Genomic DNA, 18,783 nt, shown 5'->3' on the forward strand with positions numbered 1-18,783 from the left:
TTAAATTTCTTGTTAATGCCAATGACAGTCATGCCAAATCGCGACACTCAATCTCAAAACGACGCACAACGCCATCCGGCTGGGGCTATCGAGCCACTGCGTGACAGCCTATTTGCTGCCCCTATTGCCAAGTTAGGTGACTGGACCTTCGACGAAAAAGTTGCTGAAGTGTTCCCCGATATGATCCAGCGATCGGTCCCTGGTTACTCCAATATTATTTCGATGATAGGCATGTTGGCGGAACGTTTTGTGCAGCCTCACAGCCAGATTTATGATCTCGGCTGCTCGCTGGGTGCGGCCACCCTGTCAATGCGCCGTAATATTAAGGCTGAAGGTTGCAAAATTATTGCCGTGGATAACTCGCCGGCAATGGTCGAACGTTGTCGCCGCCATCTTGATGCTTTCCGGGCGGAAACGCCGGTGGAGGTTGTCGAGTCCGATATTCTGGATATTCGGCTGGAAAATGCCTCCATGGTGGTGCTTAACTTCACCCTACAATTCCTTGAACCGGCAGATCGCCAGCGGCTACTTAACCAAGTGTACCAAGGGTTACGCCCGGGAGGTGCTCTGGTGTTATCCGAAAAATTCAATTTTGAAGATAACGATATTGGCGAATTACTGTTCAATATGCACCTCGATTTTAAGCGCGCTAATGGCTATAGCGAACTGGAAATCAGTCAGAAACGCAGCATGCTGGAGAACGTCATGTTAACCGACTCGGTTGAAACCCATAAACAACGCTTGCATCAGGCGGGTTTTGAACACGCAGAAGTCTGGTTTCAATGCTTTAACTTTGGTTCTCTGATCGCCCTGAAAGCAGGAGAGGCGCAATGATTGAATTTGGCGATTTTTACCGGCTGATTGCCAAAGGCCCGTTAAGCCCATGGTTAGATACCCTGCCCGCTCAGCTCAGTGCCTGGCAGCGTGAGTCGTTACACGGCAAGTTTAAAACCTGGTTTAATGCGGTAGAGCATTTGCCGTTACTTACACCGACCACCTTGGATTTGCGTGACGGTGTACGGGCCGAAATGTCCCCCCCGATCTCTGCCGGTCAGCGGGAAGGGATGGAGAATATGTTGCGTGCGCTGATGCCGTGGCGCAAAGGCCCATTCTCGCTATATGGGCTGGATATTGATACTGAATGGCGTTCTGACTGGAAATGGCAACGGGTGTTACCGCATATTAGCCCACTGGCTGGCCGTAGCATTTTGGATGTCGGTTGTGGTAGTGGATATCATTTGTGGCGCATGATTGGCGAAGGTGCCCATCTGGCCGTCGGTATCGACCCAATGCAGCTGTTTTTATGCCAATTTGAAGCTATTCGTAAACTGCTAGGGGGGGATCAGCGAGCGCATGTGTTGCCACTGGGTATCGAACAGCTGCCGGAACTTGCAGCCTTTGATACCGTATTCTCGATGGGGGTGCTGTATCATCGTCGCTCACCTTTGGACCACCTTTATCAGCTCAAAAATCAGTTGGTCAGCGACGGTGAACTGGTACTTGAAACCTTAGTCGTTGCAGGCGATAGCCAACAGGTGTTAGTCCCGGGTGACCGTTACGCTCAGATGCGCAACGTATATTTCATTCCATCGGCACCGGCATTGAAAGCCTGGTTGGAAAAGTGTGGGTTTGTCGATGTCAGGATCGCTGATATGGCGCTGACCACCACCGATGAACAACGCCGTACTGACTGGATGACCAGCGAATCGTTAGCCGAGTTTCTTGACCCACATGACCCGAGTAAAACGGTAGAAGGCTACCCTGCTCCCCTCCGAGCGGTATTAATCGCGCGTAAGCCATAATAAGGCAGCCCCGGCGTAATTGGCCGGGGCAGTGTACAACGGTTGGCAGCACGCTTGAAAGAGCTAGGCACTTTGTGAAAGAGGGCGGCCCATCACTAATAAACTCTTCATTGCCTCAACGACATCACCATCAACACAATAATGGGCAAACTCATCAACATCACTGTCAGCACACATAGTGACGCCCGCTTTGCGATATTTCATCGTCGATGGGACCGCCCGCCCGGCAGAGCTGTGCAGCTCACGGATACCGGCATCAATAAACTTTTGCATATTCGTCAAACGAACCCCAGCGCCCGCCATGATAACCGGCCCTTTATCCTGAGTTGCAGCAAGCAAATCTTTTAATAACGCCAACCCCAGCTCAGCATTTGGCTGCTGGCCCGAGGTTAAAATCCGCGCCACATTCAGGTCAGTTAATTGCTGTAAGGCAATCATTGGGTTCTGGCACATATCAAATGCCCGGTGGAAAGTGACCGCCAATGGGCCACTGATGGACATTATCTCCCGCATCCGTGGCATATCAATGTGGCCGTCGGTATCCAGTACACCAACCACTACGCCCGCAAATCCCATATCACGGATTCGCGCGATATCATTTTTGATGATTGCAAAATCATTATTGCTATAACAAAAATCACCACCTCGAGGCCTTACGATAGGATGCACCGGAATAGTAACAGTTTCATTGGCTTGCATTAATGTACCAACGCTGGGTGTTAAGCCCCCTTCGGACTGACCGCAGCACAATTCAATCCGGTCGGCTCCTGCCTTTTCTGCTATCTGCGCGCAATCAACGCTATAGCAACAAATTTCCAATATAGTCATTCTCTCTCCCGTTTGACGAACGCCACTGCGACAGTATTTATACCCGCTTACTTACGGGCATATAAATAAGAACTAAATAATTTACCTGTTGAATAAATAGCGAAGATCGCTCTCAAGTAAAAACAGAAACTAATAAAACATACTTAAGCGTTTACTATGGCACTCATTTTAAATCTATGAGTAGATGTCAGTCACAGTGATAACCATAAGTGAAAGTCGCTATCAAAATAAATAACCCATTAACGTTAAATATTGCGCTCACTGGCTATAATTTGCCGCAAAGTATAGGGATGGAACTTAATGGTTATCTCACCATCACTCACCGCCAGTGTCGGGTTGGCTAAGCGCTCATGTTCCCCTTGTGGAGAACTGAATTTCTCGCTGATACCCTCCGGTAATGTGGCTGGCAATAAAGCACGAGCACGTGACCTCAAGGTATGCGGGTCCCCTGGCAAGACTAGCTCGATATGCTCCCATCCCTGATGGGGGTAATGCGTTTTCCCCGGATAGGGTAATTCCACGCAATCGATCAGCCATGGCCCGACCACCAGAGGTTGAGCCAAGTCGAACAGGTAAATCACCCGACCATTAATCAGTGTCTCGGACATCAAATCACCGCACTGCGCTAACCCACTGCGCCAACGTTGCGCGGTTTCGACTTGGTGGCAACGTAACGAAATATGATCAGCGCTAAATTGCATTAAATCCAAATTCAATCGCGTGGCGAAGCGAGCCAGTTTTTGCTCAAAGCATGGTAAGTCAGTAAATAAGTCCTGTAATTCGGCAATATCTTTCAGGCTACGCATCCGGCTCTCCTTTTGAATTGTTATTGCGGGCAGTAACGCGGCCATAATCTACCGTTATTACCGCTAATCAGCCATATTTAATCTAATCGTTTTGTTCTTTCGCATTCGCCATTGCTAATAAAATAACCGGTTAATCTATTTAGCCATGAGATTAGCGACAACCACTGGCCTGATGCTGACGCCGAGGGTCAAATATGGTATAAATCCTGCCATCTTGTGACTAACCCTCTGCCAGACGGCTCTGCCGCCCATCATTTTTGTGGTGAAAGGCTTTGGCCTTGTTTGAATTAACTGGCACAGAGATTTTCTTGTGCATCATTAATCTGTCTTTTGTGCGTAATTAAGGTAACCCGGTGAATATTCAGGCTCTTCTCTCAGATAAAGTCAGCCAGGCGCTGATTGCAGCAGGTGCTCCAGCAGATAGCGAAGCTCAGGTTCGCCAATCTGCTAAAGCTCAATTTGGCGATTATCAAGCTAATGGTGTAATGGCCGTTGCCAAAAAACTTGGCATGCAACCAAGGCAACTGGCAGAAAAAGTCATCGAGCTGCTTGATCTTTCAGGCATTGCCAGCAAAGTTGAGATTGCCGGCCCCGGTTTTATCAATATTTTTCTGGACCGCCAATGGGTTGCAGAAAAAGTAGAACATGCGCTGACGGCACCGAAACTCGGTGTTGCACCGGTAGAACCGCAAACTATCGTGGTTGACTACTCGGCACCCAACGTGGCTAAACAGATGCATGTCGGCCACCTGCGTTCAACCATCATCGGCGATGCAGCGGTGCGCACTTTAGAGTTTCTGGGCCACAATGTTATTCGCGCTAACCACGTGGGTGACTGGGGAACCCAGTTCGGCATGTTGATTGCCTATTTGGAAAAGATGCAGAACGAAAATGCCAGTGATATGGGCTTATCGGATCTGGAGCTTTTCTATCAGCAAGCCAAGAAAACCTATGACGAAGATGAAGCGTTTGCCCAACGCGCCCGCGCTTATGTAGTGAAACTGCAAGGCGGTGACGAGTATTGCCGTCAGATGTGGCGCAAGTTGGTGGATATCACCATGGCGCAAAACCAGATTGCCTACGATCGGTTAAATGTCACACTGACCAAAGATGATGTAATGGGTGAAAGCCTGTATAACGCCATGTTGCCGGGTATTGTTGCTGATCTGAAAGCCAAAGGGCTGGCGGTGGAAAGCGAAGGCGCAACCGTGGTGTATCTGGATGAGTATAAAAATAAAGATGGTGAGCCAATGGGCGTCATCATTCAGAAAAAGGATGGCGGTTACCTCTACACCACTACTGATATCGCTTGTGCCAAATATCGCTATGAAACCTTGGGCGCAGACCGCGTGCTGTATTACATCGATACCCGTCAGCACCAGCATCTGATGCAGGCCTGGACTATCGTTCGTAAAGCCGGTTATGTTCCTGAGTCAGTACCCCTTGAGCACCATATGTTTGGCATGATGCTGGGTAAAGACGGTAAACCGTTTAAGACGCGCTCCGGCGGTACAGTGAAGCTTGCCGATTTATTGGATGAAGCTATCGAGCGTGCCGGCAAATTGATTGCCGAGAAAAATCCCGATATGCCCGCAGATGAACTGAAGCAGGTGGTGGACGCCGTTGGTATTGGTGCGGTGAAATATGCCGACTTGTCTAAGAGCCGCACCACTGACTATATCTTCGACTGGGATAACATGCTGGCACTGGACGGTAACACGGCGCCTTATATGCAATATGCCTATACCCGCGTGGTTTCAGTATTTAAACGTGCCGGTATTGATGAAAGCAACCTGACATTGCCATTGGTTATCACTGAAGACCGTGAAGCAGCACTGGCTACCCGCCTGTTGCAGTTTGAAGAGGTCATCACCACGGTGGCCCGTGAAGGCACACCACATGTGATGTGTTCATACCTGTATGATTTAGCAGGCTTGTTCTCCAGCTTCTACGAACACTGCCAGATCCTGAATGCAGAAAGTGAAGAGATCCGCCAAAGCCGCCTAAAACTGGCGATGCTGACAGCAAAAACACTGAAGCAAGGTCTGGATACTTTAGGTATTCAGACGGTAGAACGGATGTAATTGGTAGCTACATCTATATTCTCGATTCTCGTCGCCCGGCAAAATACAGGGCGGCGGGTATATCAGTGAAAAGGCACCTTTAGGTGCCTTTGTTATAATACGAGCCAGCAGATTAAATCACCGACCGCTAATTACTCTCAGGGACGTCAGGCATAATAAACTCTCCGCTTGAATAATTAAAAATTCCGCCCTGAATATTGTTATTCTTGTTAGTATTATAGGGTGCGCGTATCAGTAACTTTTTCCCTGAATCTGCATCAGCGAGGGTGCCACGGGCGACACCCAGGATAGTAGATGCAAGATTAAAACCACCACCACCCTGATGATAGCTATTACTTATATTCCCCACGTGCAGTTCTTTGATATTAGCAATAACTTTACTCTCCGCGTTATTTATTTGAGCGGCGATCAATGTCGTTTTTCCTAACACCTTAATATCAGCTATTTTTTGCGCAAAAATACCTGACAGATGATCGACGGTATCATTTTTAACTATATTGACATCTAAATTAGCATGGCCTGCGAATCCAGCAGGACCGGTTAATCCTGTTTTAAATTTATCGCCAAGAAAACGGGCCGTCTTATCTGCGAGGTTTCGTGAGTGAGTTTTGTTTGATAGTGGCGGCAATGCTACAGTTTGCTTATCTTTGCTAAAACTAACACCTCCCATGGTATCTTTGGCCGGAAATTTTTTATTGTATGCGGTACCCATTTTATTAATACCCTTGGTTAACACATTCTTAATTTCCCCCTCAAAGCGCTTGGTGCCAATTTTCGATAGATTGCTGATCACACTGCTATTTTTATCATTTGTATGACTCAGGGCAAAATTGACCAATACCTCCGTGATATCTTGTTTATCTTTCCGGCTTTCTATATTGAGATCACCACCGACATCAACGAGTGCGATATCTGCCGAGACATCAGCACCCAACATGCGGGTATCTTTATGACTTTTGAGTGTGAAAGTGCCCGTCTTTATATGGGTGTTTTGGTGCTCAACGACATCTTGCTTATCGACAGCCACTTTTATTCCTGCACCAGTATAATGACTTTTACTGCTACTATTTTTATCAACAAGACCATTGCTGTCTTTATTAAACTTACCGGTTAGCACTAAGTCGGCATTAATATCAAAGTTCCAATTATCTTTTGGCAACACAGTTAGCGCAGACTCCATCAATATGCCCCCTTGATTGGTATTGATATCCATTTTTTTTGCATCAACCTGTAGCCCTTGAGTATAAATCGCCTGATTATCATCACTGTGCGCCTGCAATGAAACCACCCCGGCACTGTATATATTCATTCCTTTACGGACCACTTTGGATTCATTGACTTTATCTGCATTGCCATCACCGCCAATGAAACCCATTTTGCTGCTATCAGTCTCAGAAGCGGCGACCTTACCTCCGACTCTGATATTCCCACCGGCTTTAAGACCATTATTAGCGCTGTCTGACCGCGAGGCTCCTAATATTAATTTTTGACCTGCCATCATCTGAACATTGCCAACCTTGGCTTTTTCATTACCTATTTTAGTCCCAATGAGAGTAATGTTACTCGCATCTAAAGTGACAGCATGCCGTGCCTTTATTTGACCCACTTTAGCATTTGACTCATGTCCATGACTCTTTTGGTAACCTCCTCCCAATTCAAGGCGCAACTCTTTAGACCCCACACCACCGCCTACGGCTAATTTACCTTTCCCATGAGTGCCTGTGGCGTTATTACTGCGGTTATCAATGACCTGATCAAAATGTATATCCCCACCAGATTTAATATGAATCCCCCCTTGCTCAGAAGAGATTTCCGTCGCTTGATAATAGGCATTGCCAATTGTGTTAATCAGCACATTACTACCCGCCTTAATAGATGAGGGTAACAACACGCTGCTCGCGCTATCTTTTTCAGACGTCTCGCCTGCGGCTGATAATGCTACTTTTATGTCTTTACCTGTCATGGTTGAGACCCGAATCGCACCTTCCCCCTTCTCATTTTCAATATTATTTTGACTGGAGTTTATTGCTGCATGACTGAAATGATGGCCTGCGTCCAAACTAAACAGTCCGCCTTGCTTATTAATACCCTTGGCGTGATACTGTGTGCCATCATCAATGATATTTTCTCTGGCAAGCAAAGTAATATCTGCGGCGGCTATTTCTGTTACTGAAGCCAATGAGCTGAGACCTGATTTAGTCGTCTTACCACCACTGGCATAGATATCCACACCAACGTTAGGATCTGAAATTCCTTTGATACTCCCTGTGCCGCCTAAATGATGAAGTACATTCGCAGGGTCCTTTATGACTTTTTCTATTTGCCGGGTATATTTACTGTAATTAATATTAAAACCTAGCCCTGCTTTAATTTCTTTTTCAGTGCTGTTACTGATAGTTTTATCATTGCTGGCCATATGATAGATATTTTTCGCTCTTTCATAATATTTCCCACTAACCTGATGCTGAGCGCCCTGATGAGTGATATCCTCTCCAGCAGTAATCGTCATATTTCCATTTATATCAGTCTTTGCGCCAATACTGGTATTAGTTAGCTCATGGCTCTTATTATTACTATATTTACCTTCAACACCACTACCAAATTTATCTATTCCGCCATCATAATGTGCACCACCGGAGTAAATGGTACGCTCTTTATCCGTCATATTGGAATCAATTGCAGCCAGGAACTGGATCCCTTCTTTAGCCGATAACGCCAAGTCCCCCTGATTTGTTTTTATCGCAGTACCGTAAAACCTAATGTCTTTATCCGCATTAATATTGATTGTCTTTCCCATTAATGTGGCAAAATGACTCTTTGTTTTACTGTTTTTTTCTTTGTTATTAACATGTTTAATTTCAAACCCTGCCCGGTATTGCTTATCTTTCTGTTTCTTAGCGAACCATTCCCAACTAAGACGACTGTCTTGTTCATCACTTTGTTGTTGTTGGCGAGCTGCCGTGACAACGAAGTTACCCTTGGCATCGATGTCTAATTTACCGCGAGTATTAACCAATGCACCATCAATAAAGACATTATTTGAATCTAAAGCAACGCCGTTCCCTGATGTTATCTCAGTATCAATAAAACGCTCATTGCTGTTCTTCTTGTTGTTAGAATCTATGATAATATTAAATGCAACACCTGTTTCTTTGCTAGAGCGTTCGCTTGTTTTATTAAGTACCCCTGCCAAAATCAGATCGCCTGACGCTTTAATCGATGTATCATTTAACGCATTAACTTTACTAGCAATAATAGAAATATTTTCATTGGCGTTGATATAAACCTTGTTGCTAGATAACTCTGACGGTTCATTGATATAAGTATATTTTTTATCTGAATCTCTTTCACTGCCTCCTAACGCGTCCCATTGAGTAAAGCCCGTATAACTCACTTTGGAATTTTCAATTTTTTGTGGATTTACGCTAATATTATTACCACTATTTAATTTAAGATAGCCATCTACATTAACTTTCACGCCAGCAATATTGATGTTCCGCCCAGCCTTCAACTCAGCATTTCCATTAGCATATATATTTGTTTTACCTAACGTCTCAAATGTAATTAATTCTCTTGTATTGCCATTTTTTAGATCCCCCCCCAGATCGTTCATTACAACTAATTTATCAGTCGTTTCCTTGCCAATATGCCCGCTGAGAAGCAAATCACGACTTGCATCCAATTTTGTGTCACCGCCACTTTTTAGATTCGTGCCTTTTATAACCAAATCTCCATCAGTAGCCTCAATATTTAAACTATCGATACCGAGTATTAAACTCTCGTCGAATTTCTTCACACTTTGAGTATATTCGGTAATTTTATCACCAATGCCATCACCCTGTTTATCTGAATCTATAATGGTTTTCTTTTCACGCGCCAAACCCTCAATGATTACGGTAGAGCCTTTGACTAATACATCATGTGCCCTAAATGTAACACCGGTTAATTGGTTATTTTCGCTTGCGGTAATGTTAATATTACTGCTGTCCACAAAAATAAGTTCGTCTGTTTTATTCGATCCTTTTGTGGATACAGGGTCTTTAGCCATGATTATATTCTTGGCTTGTAGATCAATAGATTCTCCCTTTACAACATCGCTTTGTAGCCAGATGGTGCCCGCTGCATTGATATTTAGTTCCTCTTGGGCAGTGATATCCCCCACGAATGTCAAACCACTCTCTTTACGGGTATCGATGAGTTGAATACGATTTGCCGCAATGCTGCCAAGGAAATATCCGTCAATCATAGTCTCGTGGGCTTCTGTAGTATCAGACTGGAGTACTTCATTTTGGCTAGAAACCCTGTTTTGCCCAACAATAACATTAACATCCTTAGCCGCCCGAATAGCACTGTCAGCATCGATAGTCGGGGTAATTAACGTCAATACATTAGCCAGATCGGTAGCAGCGGTGTTCTTTATTGTCATTCTTTGTGTGTTGTTTGCAGCATCAAATTGCTGTAATGCCCCGTTATTTACCACCGACTGACCCACCACCAGGGTTACCTGATTGAAATTAGGATCAAAGCTACACCCATCACAGCTAATACCATTCGGATTTGCCAGAACGTAGTCAGCGGCCATACCAACAACTTGCTGCCGCCCCAATAACAGCGAGGCATTACGACCAACCACTTCATTTAGAATCAAACTGGCTGCGTTGCCTTGCAGATTGGGGTTGGCACCGAGTTGCCCCGCATTTGAATTAACACTTTCCAAGGAATTATTAAATACCACTCCTTCACGGCCTACATTGAACGCCTCATACTGATTGTGAGACATTCCCGATGCCGAAGGTGGGGCGATATTAATCACTGGCACCCCATTGGTAGCAACATGGATATCAGGGCCATGCGCCCCTGCTGTCGCTGCCAGACTCGACTCCGCTGCGTGAATAACAGATATTGGCGTTAGCATCATCGCCAATAGAACGGTTAATTTTCCTGCTGGTGAAAGTTTAAATTCTTTTTTTCTCATGAGTTATTACCCTTATTAATTTTTTAATCAATATTGTATTAATATTAAAATGCGTAGCTTAGCCGACCTAATATCTGGACAGGTTCTTTACGGCCGGAACTATCTGATAACAGCCAACCACGACTTACCTCGACATCAAGATTTACCTTCTTGTAGTAAAGCGTGACTCCGGCACTCAAACCGGCGTTGCTTTGCCAGCCTTGTTTATTATCACGTTGCAATACCCGCCCAACATCTATACCCACGCGAGGTATAAAGGTTAAATTGGCCCTCGATACATGTCGTGAAAGTGTATTTTTTGTATACCAACCTAATTGCCCTTTACTCGCTCCCCGGCTAAATCCGCGAATAGCATTACGTTCTGTTATGTTGAATTCCTCCGAGCCAGGCAATTGACCATGACTATATTGTCCGGATAAAATACTGTTTAGTTGATACCGTGAATTAAGGACCAGAAAGCCGTAATTTAAATTAAAACTGACACCTCCTTTTGTGAGTCTATTATCTATTTTAAACACCTTTTTATGACCACGAACTTTATCATTAGCGAACCATGGCACACCTCTTTCTATATAAGAATTAATATTAATTGCACTTGTGGGCATAATGAATAATTGATTTAAACCAAGTTGCAGCGTAGTCAATTGGTAACTACTTACCTCGATTTTCTTATCATTAAAACGGGTATTTATTCTCTTGTTTTTTAACTGCACACTGAGTGTGTTTATCTTGTTTTTACTGCGATCAAATGTATATTCAGAGCGAAAATTAATGTCTCTTACATCCCCATGAAGTTTAACCCTATTGTAAGTCAGTGTTTCATAGCGCCTATACTGCATTTGGTTGATAAAAGCACTAAATGTAAAAGCACCATAAGGGATTGAATAAAATAGTGTAGTTTCATTTTTATAACGCACTCTTTGGCTGTCTAATGTTCTATTCAGGCTAATGCTGATCATATCTGACAGTCCGAGTGGGCTATCCAGGGTAAAAGATATTTTTTTCTTCCACTCGTCAATATTTTTATAACCATAATTATCGACTGAACCTGATAAGTGCCATGACGTAGACGGTTTGTTTTTTATCAGAATAATTGAGCCATTTTCGTTACTGCCCGGTAATATATCCAGAGTGACTTGGTTAGATTGCAATTTATTGGCCTGATCGATGGCTTGATCAAGCTGTGCTACCTGGAGTGGTTTACCCACCACGCCAGGAAATAGCATTTAGTGATCTGTTCGTTTATCCCCACCGGCAATTCTTTCAACAATACCTTCAGTCACACGCAGCCCAAGCTGTCCCTGCGCATTTATAGGTATAAATTTGACGCGAGCAGCAATATAGCCTTTTTTTATATACTCTTTGGTAATGTCTTTAGCCAGAGTGTTAATATCATTATTTGTAATACAGTCATTTTCGATATTAATGAGTCGTTCTATATCCTTTAATGAAATAAGTGTATTCCCTTGAACAAAAATTCCTGACATTGCCAGGCACTGTTTTCTTTTATCATTTTCGATCAAGTCAGTCTTATCTGCCTGGGCAATATTACAAATGAAAAAATCGATTAAAATAGATAGCCGTATAATAAGCATTTATCAAATACCTTGAGTGTACATTTTAAATATTTCATAAACATAAAGACGAATTGAATCACATACTGTGAAAGGTCAATATGAACGAATTTATTTAAATTGATGTGCATATCAACACCCATTCAAAATACATAATACCCAAGCCCAATAAAGTACATGATAAGCTAATGAGATGCTTTTTAATGATTAGTAATATAATTAGTCGATTTAGATGCATTTATTTAATAGAAATAAAATTTTTATTATGTAAACCAATAAAACAGCGTCGTTAAAAGATAAAAAAAGCCCCGAGAAATATCGGGGCTTTGGTTAGATTATTTATTTAATCTATAATTATATTTGGATTGATTGACTCAGGATGTTCTGCGGGCAAAATCCCGAATTTTAAATCCGAGTAATGCCAGCGCGGCAAAATAGGCAATCACCCCTGCGGCAACGACAGCAGACAACCGTAACAAGCGATAGGCCATCCCCCCCACATCCCACGCAGGCATCACCCAGAGCAGCCCCAGTAACACGGCCGACATCACCACAACACCGATAACCAGCTTGGTTAGAAATACGGCCCAACCCGGTTGTGGCTGGAATATTTTCTGTTTACGCAGTTGCCAATATAGCAAGCTGGCATTAAGGCAGGCCCCCAACCCAATAGAGAGTGATAACCCAGCATGCTTGAGCGGCCCGATGAATATCAGGTTCATTACTTGGGTCAATATCAGTGTGATAATGGCAATTTTCACCGGCGTTTTAATATTCTGACGCGAGTAAAAACCGGGTGCCAACACTTTCACTACAATCAGCCCCATTAAACCAATGGAATAGGCCACTAACGCCCGTTGCGTCATTGCCGCATCAAAAGCACTGAATTTACCGTATTGGAATAATGACACCACCAACGGTTTAGCTAAAATCCCTAATGCAACAGCACTTGGCAACGCCAATAGGAAACATAACCTTAGTCCCCAATCCATTAGTCGGGAATATTCATCATGATTGCCACTGGAGAAACTTTTTGCCAGTGAGGGCAATAAAATCGTGCCAAGCGCCACGCCCAGCACCCCCGACGGAAACTCCATCAAACGGTCAGCGTAATACATCCAGGAAACGGAACCTGACACCAAGAATGAAGCAAAAATGGTATTAATAATCAAAGAGATTTGGCTGACTGACACACCAAGGATCGCCGGCCCCATTTGGCGCATAACTCGCCAGACGCCAGCATCTCGCAGTGATAACCGTGGCAGCACCAACATGCCAATCTTCTTCAGATGAGGGAGTTGATAGCCTAATTGCAGCACCCCGCCAACCACCACCGCCCAGGCCAGCGCCATGACTGGTGGATTGAAATAGGGTGCGGCAAACAGCGCAAAACCTATCATGCTGATATTAAGGAAAGTGGGCGCAAAAGCAGGAATAGAAAAACGATTCCAGGTATTAAGGATCGCCCCCACTAAGGAGGCCAGCGAAATTAGCAGAATATAAGGGAAAGTCACTCGCAGCAGCGCGGAGGTTAACGCAAACTTATCAGGTGTATCAGTAAAGCCGGGAGCCGTAATAAAAATCACCCAAGGCGCGGCCAACATCCCCAAAACAGTCACTACTGCCAGTATCAGGGTTAACAGACCAGAGACGTAAGCAATGAAAGTGCGTGTTGCCTCCTCGCCCTGTTGACTTTTATATTCGGCCAGTATGGGGACAAAAGCCTGTGAGAATGCCCCTTCCGCGAATATTCGCCGCAATAGATTAGGCAATTTAAATGCCACAAAGAAGGCATCCGTTGCCATCCCGGCACCAAAAACCCGCGCCACTATCGCATCACGGGCAAAGCCTAATACGCGGGAAAACATGGTCATGGAACTGACGGCTGCCAGTGATTTCAGTAGATTCATAGGTTGTCTGATATGGGGTTCTGATCTGTTTTCCGATCTATTTTTTAATACGTCGTAAATATCAACGCCTGCATTAGCAGGCGTTGCTTCTACCCAATTGTTGAGGTGCCAAAATTAAGGTGCCCCTGAAACGGTTTGAACACAGCCGCCAGTCTACGTATCCGGCGATGAATATCCATCGCAAGGTGTAACAAATTACTGACTTAGCCCGCTTTTTGCGCCATTTTGCTTTGCATTATCGACTTATTGAACAGTATCCTGCTGTAAAATTTGCTCTATCATTCGCTGCGCATAAATAGCTTCATCACCCGAAACTTGTGGTGCCGTTTGGTTGCTTACTGCATCAATAAAATGATGCACTGCACCGGTAAAGCCTCGCAGGTCTAAGGTGGTTTGCCAACTGGCTACCGGCAAACTTATCACCTGCCCATCCGACTCCTGCTGCCAGTGGCTCATATTACTAACCTGATAACAGGCAGCCGTACTGACGGCTTGCACGCTTTCCCGCTGGGTCCCTGCGTGGCGGTGCATACTGGTAGTTATCAGACCATTGCCCGCTTGAAAATGGTGTTCTGCATACAGCATCTGTCCCAACGCATTTGTCTGAAGCGTTCCACTCAGCAGCTTTGCCGCTTCGCCACCAAGCCACAGAGCGGTATCCACCACATGCAGATAATCATCAAGCAAGGTAAAGCGCAGATCATTCGGCCCCACACTGTTCTGGCGATGTTTCTCCATCCGCAGCGATGCCGGGTGAATGACTTGTTGTTTCAGTTGTTGGTATAGCGGAGCAAAACGTCGGTTAAACCCGACCATCAGTGCCAAGTGCCGTTTCGCGGCCAGTGCTATCAATTGTTCGGATTGCTCCAGTGTTTCGGCCAGCGGCTTATCGACATAAACATGAATCCCTGCCTGCAACAGTTCACTGACCACCTTAAAATGGCTGGCAGTACTGCTGTGAACAAAAATAGCATCGCATTCAGCAGCTAACGTATCTAATCGAGAAAAATAGCGCATCCGATAGCTGTCACACACAGGTTGTGCTTTGATTTGATTGGGGGAGAACGCACCAACCAGTTGCCAGTCCCGTGCTTGAGTCAAAATAGGTAAATAGGCCTTTTGTGCAATACCGCCCAAACCGACAATACCAATACGTAGCTTTTTCATAGGATCCTTATTAATCATCCAACTGAATCAATACTTCATCCAACCGACGTGTCAGTGCGACCACTTGCCGTTCAAGTTGGGCAACTCTCTCCTCAAGGGCGCTGCTTTCTCCTTCAGCACTCTCTGCTATTGCCAAGGCCGGGGCCACCTCACCACTAAAAAGATGCATAAAGCGGCTTTCACGTTTACCCGGTTCACGGGCTAAACGCACCACAAATGGCCCATCTTCGCGGATTGCCAGTTGGTTCAATACCTCTTCTGTTTCAGTAACATCGGCAAACTCATACATCCGGTTAGTGCGAGTACGCAGCTCTCCTGGTGTTTGTGCACCACGCAATAATAGCGTGGTAATCACCGCCAACTCAGCAGGTGAGAACTTTAGGTTGCCAAATTCCGAGTTGCAAAAACGGTGCTCGTACTTCATTACTCGGTTACCGCTCTGGGTGCGAATAAGGTGTTTTTTCAGCAAGAAATCCAGTGTCTGCTGGACTTCCGAATCGGATAACTCCATCACCGGTTCACGGTTGGTTTTCTGGTTACAGGCGACGGTCACGCCATTGAGCGACATCGGATATTGCTCCGGTGTTGTCACTTGTTTTTCTAGCAAACAGCCAATAACTCTGGCTTCCTGTGCATTTAAACTGTGTTTCATCCTGACCTCAGCGAGTTGGCGTCCATTCTTTATTAGTCAAAGCAGTCAGCACATGGTCGCGCCACTGACCATCAATCAGTAAATAATCCTTGGCGTAACCTTCACGCTCAAATCCAAGGCGTGCCAGTAAGTTGCCACTGCGATGATTGTGCGGCATATAATTAGCCATGATACGGTGCATCCGTTCCTGCCGCTGCATATAGCGAATCAGCGGCTGCAACGCTTCAAACATTAAACCCTGACCCTGCCAGCGCTCACCTAATGAATAACCCAGAAAACAGGCATGGAACGAACCTCGCAGTACATTGCTAAAGTTAGCCACTCCGCGCACTTCTTTCTCTTCGGGGTCCAGCAGAATAAAGTAGTAGGCGCTCCCCTGCTTTTGTAGCTCCATGATCATACCCAGCCGCGCCTGCCAACCGGAAGGCATGCAATGACTTTGATCGCGCACGGGTTCCCATGGTTTGAGAAATACCTGATTTTCAGCATAATACTCAGCCATGCGGTAGGCATCACGTTCATGAACCAACCGCAATGACATGCGGTCCGTCGTCAGGCGTATTTTAGGTGTTGCTGAATGATAGCCGAACATCTGCTCCCCTTGGGCTGCACTCTATACTTAATTTAGCGACAATCTTTTACTTCAATATACCTGTTGCCCATACCCTGCGTAAAACCGCCCTTGCAAACTTTGCACACGAGGACACAATGAAATCACGTAGTTAAAGCGGTGAATAAGCATTTTATTATGAATAATCGATGAGGTAACGTATTGACGATAAAAAAATATTATCAATCTACCCTCTATCGTTTCTAGCAATTTGGGTACAAACTATAAGCGTGTTTTTTATTCCCTCCTTATTTAATTTCTGACGGTGAAGCATGGCCTTGGTATCGCAAGCTCGGAGCTTGGGTAAGTATTTTTTATTGCTTGATAACTTATTAGTTGTGTTGGGTTTTTTCGTTGTCTTCCCACTCATCTCTATCCGATTTGTCGATCAACTGGGTTGGGCTGCGGTGCTCGTTGGCCTGGCCTTGGGGCTAAGGCAACTTGTCCAACAAGGGTTAGGCATCTTTGGTGGTGCCATTGCCGACCGTTTTGGTGCCAAGCCAATGATTGTTACCGGCATGCTAATGCGGGCTGCTGGCTTTGCATTTATGGCAATGGCCGATGAACCTTGGATACTCCTGCTGGCTTGTGCGCTATCTGGCTTAGGTGGCACCCTATTTGATCCGCCGCGTACCGCTTTGGTTATCAAATTAACCCGCCCCCATGAACGTGGCCGTTTTTACTCCCTGCTGATGATGCAAGACAGTGCAGGTGCGGTGATCGGCGCATTAATCGGCAGTTGGTTGCTGCAATACGACTTCCATTTTGTCTGTTGGACTGGCGCGGTAATCTTCATTTTGGCGGCAGGCTGGAACCTTTGGTTGCTGCCCGCCTATCGCATTTCCACCGTGCGTGCGCCAATGAAAGAAGGTTTAATGCGGGTGCTACGTGATCGCCGCTTTGTGACTTATGTCCTGACGCTAACAGGCTATTACATGCTGTCGGTACAGGTGATGCTCATGCTGCCGATCGTGGTAAATGAGATTGCGGGGTCTCCTGCTGCCGTTAAATGGATGTACGCCATTGAGGCCGCGCTTTCTTTGACATTGCTTTACCCACTTGCTCGCTGGAGCGAGAAACGTTTTCGCCTCGAACAGCGCCTCATGTTTGGGCTATTAATCATGACATTAAGCCTGTTTCCGATCGGTTTGATTTCCCACCTGCAAACACTGTTTATGTTCATTTGCTTCTTCTATACAGGTTCAATTATCGCTGAACCCGCACGTGAAACCCTGGGGGCTTCGCTGGCCGACTCGCGCGCACGTGGCAGCTATATGGGCTTTAGCCGTCTGGGGCTGGCGTTGGGAGGAGCATTAGGCTATACCGGTGGCGGCTGGATGTACGATACTGGCCGAACGCTGGAAATGCCGGAGTTACCCTGGTTCCTGCTGGGCGTTATTGGGGTAATTACGCTGGCCGGGCTTTACTGGCAGTTTAATCAGCGCCGTATCGAGTCTGCCATGCTAAGCGGCAGTTAGCACTATTCTGTCGTTAGCACTAGCGCCAGAGTCGCCAAGCCTCTCTGGCATCTTTTTATTCTCTTTTCAAACCAACGTTGATTCGGGGTTATCCGATTGGCAGATGCCCCCCACCGCCGCATTATTGTCCGCAATACTGAACCTTGGTTGAACAAATATGGTTAATAATACAAAACAGTGGATTAACCGGTTACTATTGGCCTGTTTGTCTGGTTTGATGTGACGCGCCATCTTGTTTGTTTAGTAAATATTGCTATGAGGTTTTGATGAAGACATTAATGTGGGGCGCTGCTGCGCTGATTGTGACCACGACACTGGTCGGCTGTAACCAATTAACTCAATACACATTGAGCGAACAGGAAATCAATGAATATCTGCAAAAACACAATAACTATGAAAAGCAGATTGGCATACCCGGTCTGGTTGACGCCCACATTATCTTGACGCAATTGCAAAGCCAAATTGGCCGTACTGAGCCTGGTAAAGTGACCTTAACCGGTAATGCCAAAGTAGACATTACCTCGATCCTTGGCCCACAAAGTGCGGATATGACGCTGACACTAAAAGCGCAACCGACATTCGATCGTGAGAAAGGCGCTATCTTCCTAAAAGATATGGAATTGACTGATTATACCGTTAAGCCAGAAAAAATGGATTCAGTGATGAAAGCACTGACCCCTTATCTGAATCAGTCGTTGAAATCCTACTTTAATCAGCAACCGGTCTATGTGTTGGACAGTGAAAAGAGTAAAGCTGAAGGGATGGCGAAAAAGCTGGCAAAAGGTTTAGAAGTGAAACCAGGCCAGTTAGTCATCCCACTGACTGACTAGCTGCACTGCGAGGTTTACAGGCTATCGTTTGCTGCATCGTCACTGATACCAAATGTCATTGCCGTTG

Annotated in this window: 14 protein-coding genes; 5 read left to right on the forward strand and 9 right to left on the reverse strand. The window is 45.5% G+C overall.

What is annotated here, in order from left to right:
* Positions 1-30 precede the first annotated feature (30 nt).
* Both cmoA and cmoB read left to right on the forward strand, forming a co-directional pair.
* Positions 31-834 carry a carboxy-S-adenosyl-L-methionine synthase CmoA gene (cmoA, locus tag V1955_RS11920; RefSeq protein WP_102970419.1) on the forward strand — a complete coding sequence of 268 codons (804 nt, stop codon included), beginning with the start codon at positions 31-33 and terminating at the stop codon, positions 832-834.
* Complete coding sequence (cmoB, locus tag V1955_RS11925; RefSeq protein ID WP_420073092.1) at positions 831-1,802, forward strand: tRNA 5-methoxyuridine(34)/uridine 5-oxyacetic acid(34) synthase CmoB; 972 nt, start codon at positions 831-833, stop codon at positions 1,800-1,802. Before cmoA ends, cmoB begins: the two co-directional genes overlap by 4 nt.
* Positions 1,803-1,865: 63 nt before the next feature.
* Here the strand turns inward: cmoB and cutC are convergent, their stop codons facing one another.
* Positions 1,866-2,630 carry a copper homeostasis protein CutC gene (cutC, locus tag V1955_RS11930; RefSeq protein ID WP_083159007.1) on the reverse strand — a complete coding sequence of 255 codons (765 nt, stop codon included), beginning with the start codon at positions 2,628-2,630 and terminating at the stop codon, positions 1,866-1,868.
* A 245-nt stretch (positions 2,631-2,875) separates the two neighbouring features.
* Entirely contained in the window at positions 2,876-3,436 is a 561-nt protein-coding gene (locus V1955_RS11935) for a VOC family protein (protein WP_083159008.1), read from the reverse strand.
* Positions 3,437-3,789: 353 nt separating this feature from the next.
* Between V1955_RS11935 and argS the strand changes: the two genes are divergently transcribed.
* Entirely contained in the window at positions 3,790-5,520 is a 1,731-nt protein-coding gene (argS, locus tag V1955_RS11940; protein WP_083159009.1) for an arginine--tRNA ligase, read from the forward strand.
* Positions 5,521-5,647: 127 nt separating this feature from the next.
* Here argS and V1955_RS11945 read toward each other — a convergent pair whose 3' ends face one another.
* The 7 genes from V1955_RS11945 to rimJ form a co-directional block, all read right to left on the reverse strand.
* Positions 5,648-10,495 (reverse strand): hemagglutinin repeat-containing protein, encoded by a 4,848-nt coding sequence (locus V1955_RS11945; RefSeq protein ID WP_442820926.1) that lies wholly within the window; start codon positions 10,493-10,495, stop codon positions 5,648-5,650.
* A 44-nt stretch (positions 10,496-10,539) separates the two neighbouring features.
* The gene (locus V1955_RS11950; RefSeq protein WP_442820927.1) at positions 10,540-11,721 is read right to left on the reverse strand and encodes a ShlB/FhaC/HecB family hemolysin secretion/activation protein; all 1,182 of its coding nucleotides are present in this window, start codon (positions 11,719-11,721) and stop codon (positions 10,540-10,542) included.
* Positions 11,722-12,090: a POTRA domain-containing protein gene (locus V1955_RS11955; protein WP_442820928.1), complete on the reverse strand. Its 369-nt coding sequence runs from the start codon at positions 12,088-12,090 to the stop codon at positions 11,722-11,724.
* 353 nt (positions 12,091-12,443) lie between these two features.
* Positions 12,444-13,979: a murein biosynthesis integral membrane protein MurJ gene (murJ, locus tag V1955_RS11960; RefSeq protein WP_005185199.1), complete on the reverse strand. Its 1,536-nt coding sequence runs from the start codon at positions 13,977-13,979 to the stop codon at positions 12,444-12,446.
* Positions 13,980-14,222: 243 nt separating this feature from the next.
* On the reverse strand, positions 14,223-15,164 hold the full coding sequence (locus tag V1955_RS11965; RefSeq protein WP_372558911.1) for a Gfo/Idh/MocA family protein: 942 nt from the start codon (positions 15,162-15,164) through the stop codon (positions 14,223-14,225).
* Positions 15,157-15,798, reverse strand: a complete 642-nt coding sequence (locus tag V1955_RS11970) for a YceH family protein (protein ID WP_083159014.1) — start codon at positions 15,796-15,798, stop codon at positions 15,157-15,159. Before V1955_RS11970 ends, V1955_RS11965 begins: the two co-directional genes overlap by 8 nt.
* A gap of 7 nt (positions 15,799-15,805) precedes the next feature.
* Complete coding sequence (gene rimJ / locus V1955_RS11975; RefSeq protein WP_372569124.1) at positions 15,806-16,390, reverse strand: ribosomal protein S5-alanine N-acetyltransferase; 585 nt, start codon at positions 16,388-16,390, stop codon at positions 15,806-15,808.
* 290 nt (positions 16,391-16,680) lie between these two features.
* On the opposite strand from rimJ, the gene mdtH reads away from it, so the two are divergent.
* Together mdtH and V1955_RS11985 are read left to right on the forward strand one after the other, a co-directional pair.
* Positions 16,681-17,886 carry a multidrug efflux MFS transporter MdtH gene (gene mdtH, locus V1955_RS11980; protein WP_083159016.1) on the forward strand — a complete coding sequence of 402 codons (1,206 nt, stop codon included), beginning with the start codon at positions 16,681-16,683 and terminating at the stop codon, positions 17,884-17,886.
* Positions 17,887-18,152: 266 nt separating this feature from the next.
* Positions 18,153-18,716: a lipoprotein gene (locus tag V1955_RS11985; protein WP_083159017.1), complete on the forward strand. Its 564-nt coding sequence runs from the start codon at positions 18,153-18,155 to the stop codon at positions 18,714-18,716.
* Positions 18,717-18,783: the final 67 nt, after the last annotated feature.

Source organism: Yersinia sp. 2545 StPb PI, assembly GCF_052217125.1.
Lineage (GTDB): Bacteria > Pseudomonadota > Gammaproteobacteria > Enterobacterales > Enterobacteriaceae > Yersinia > Yersinia enterocolitica_E.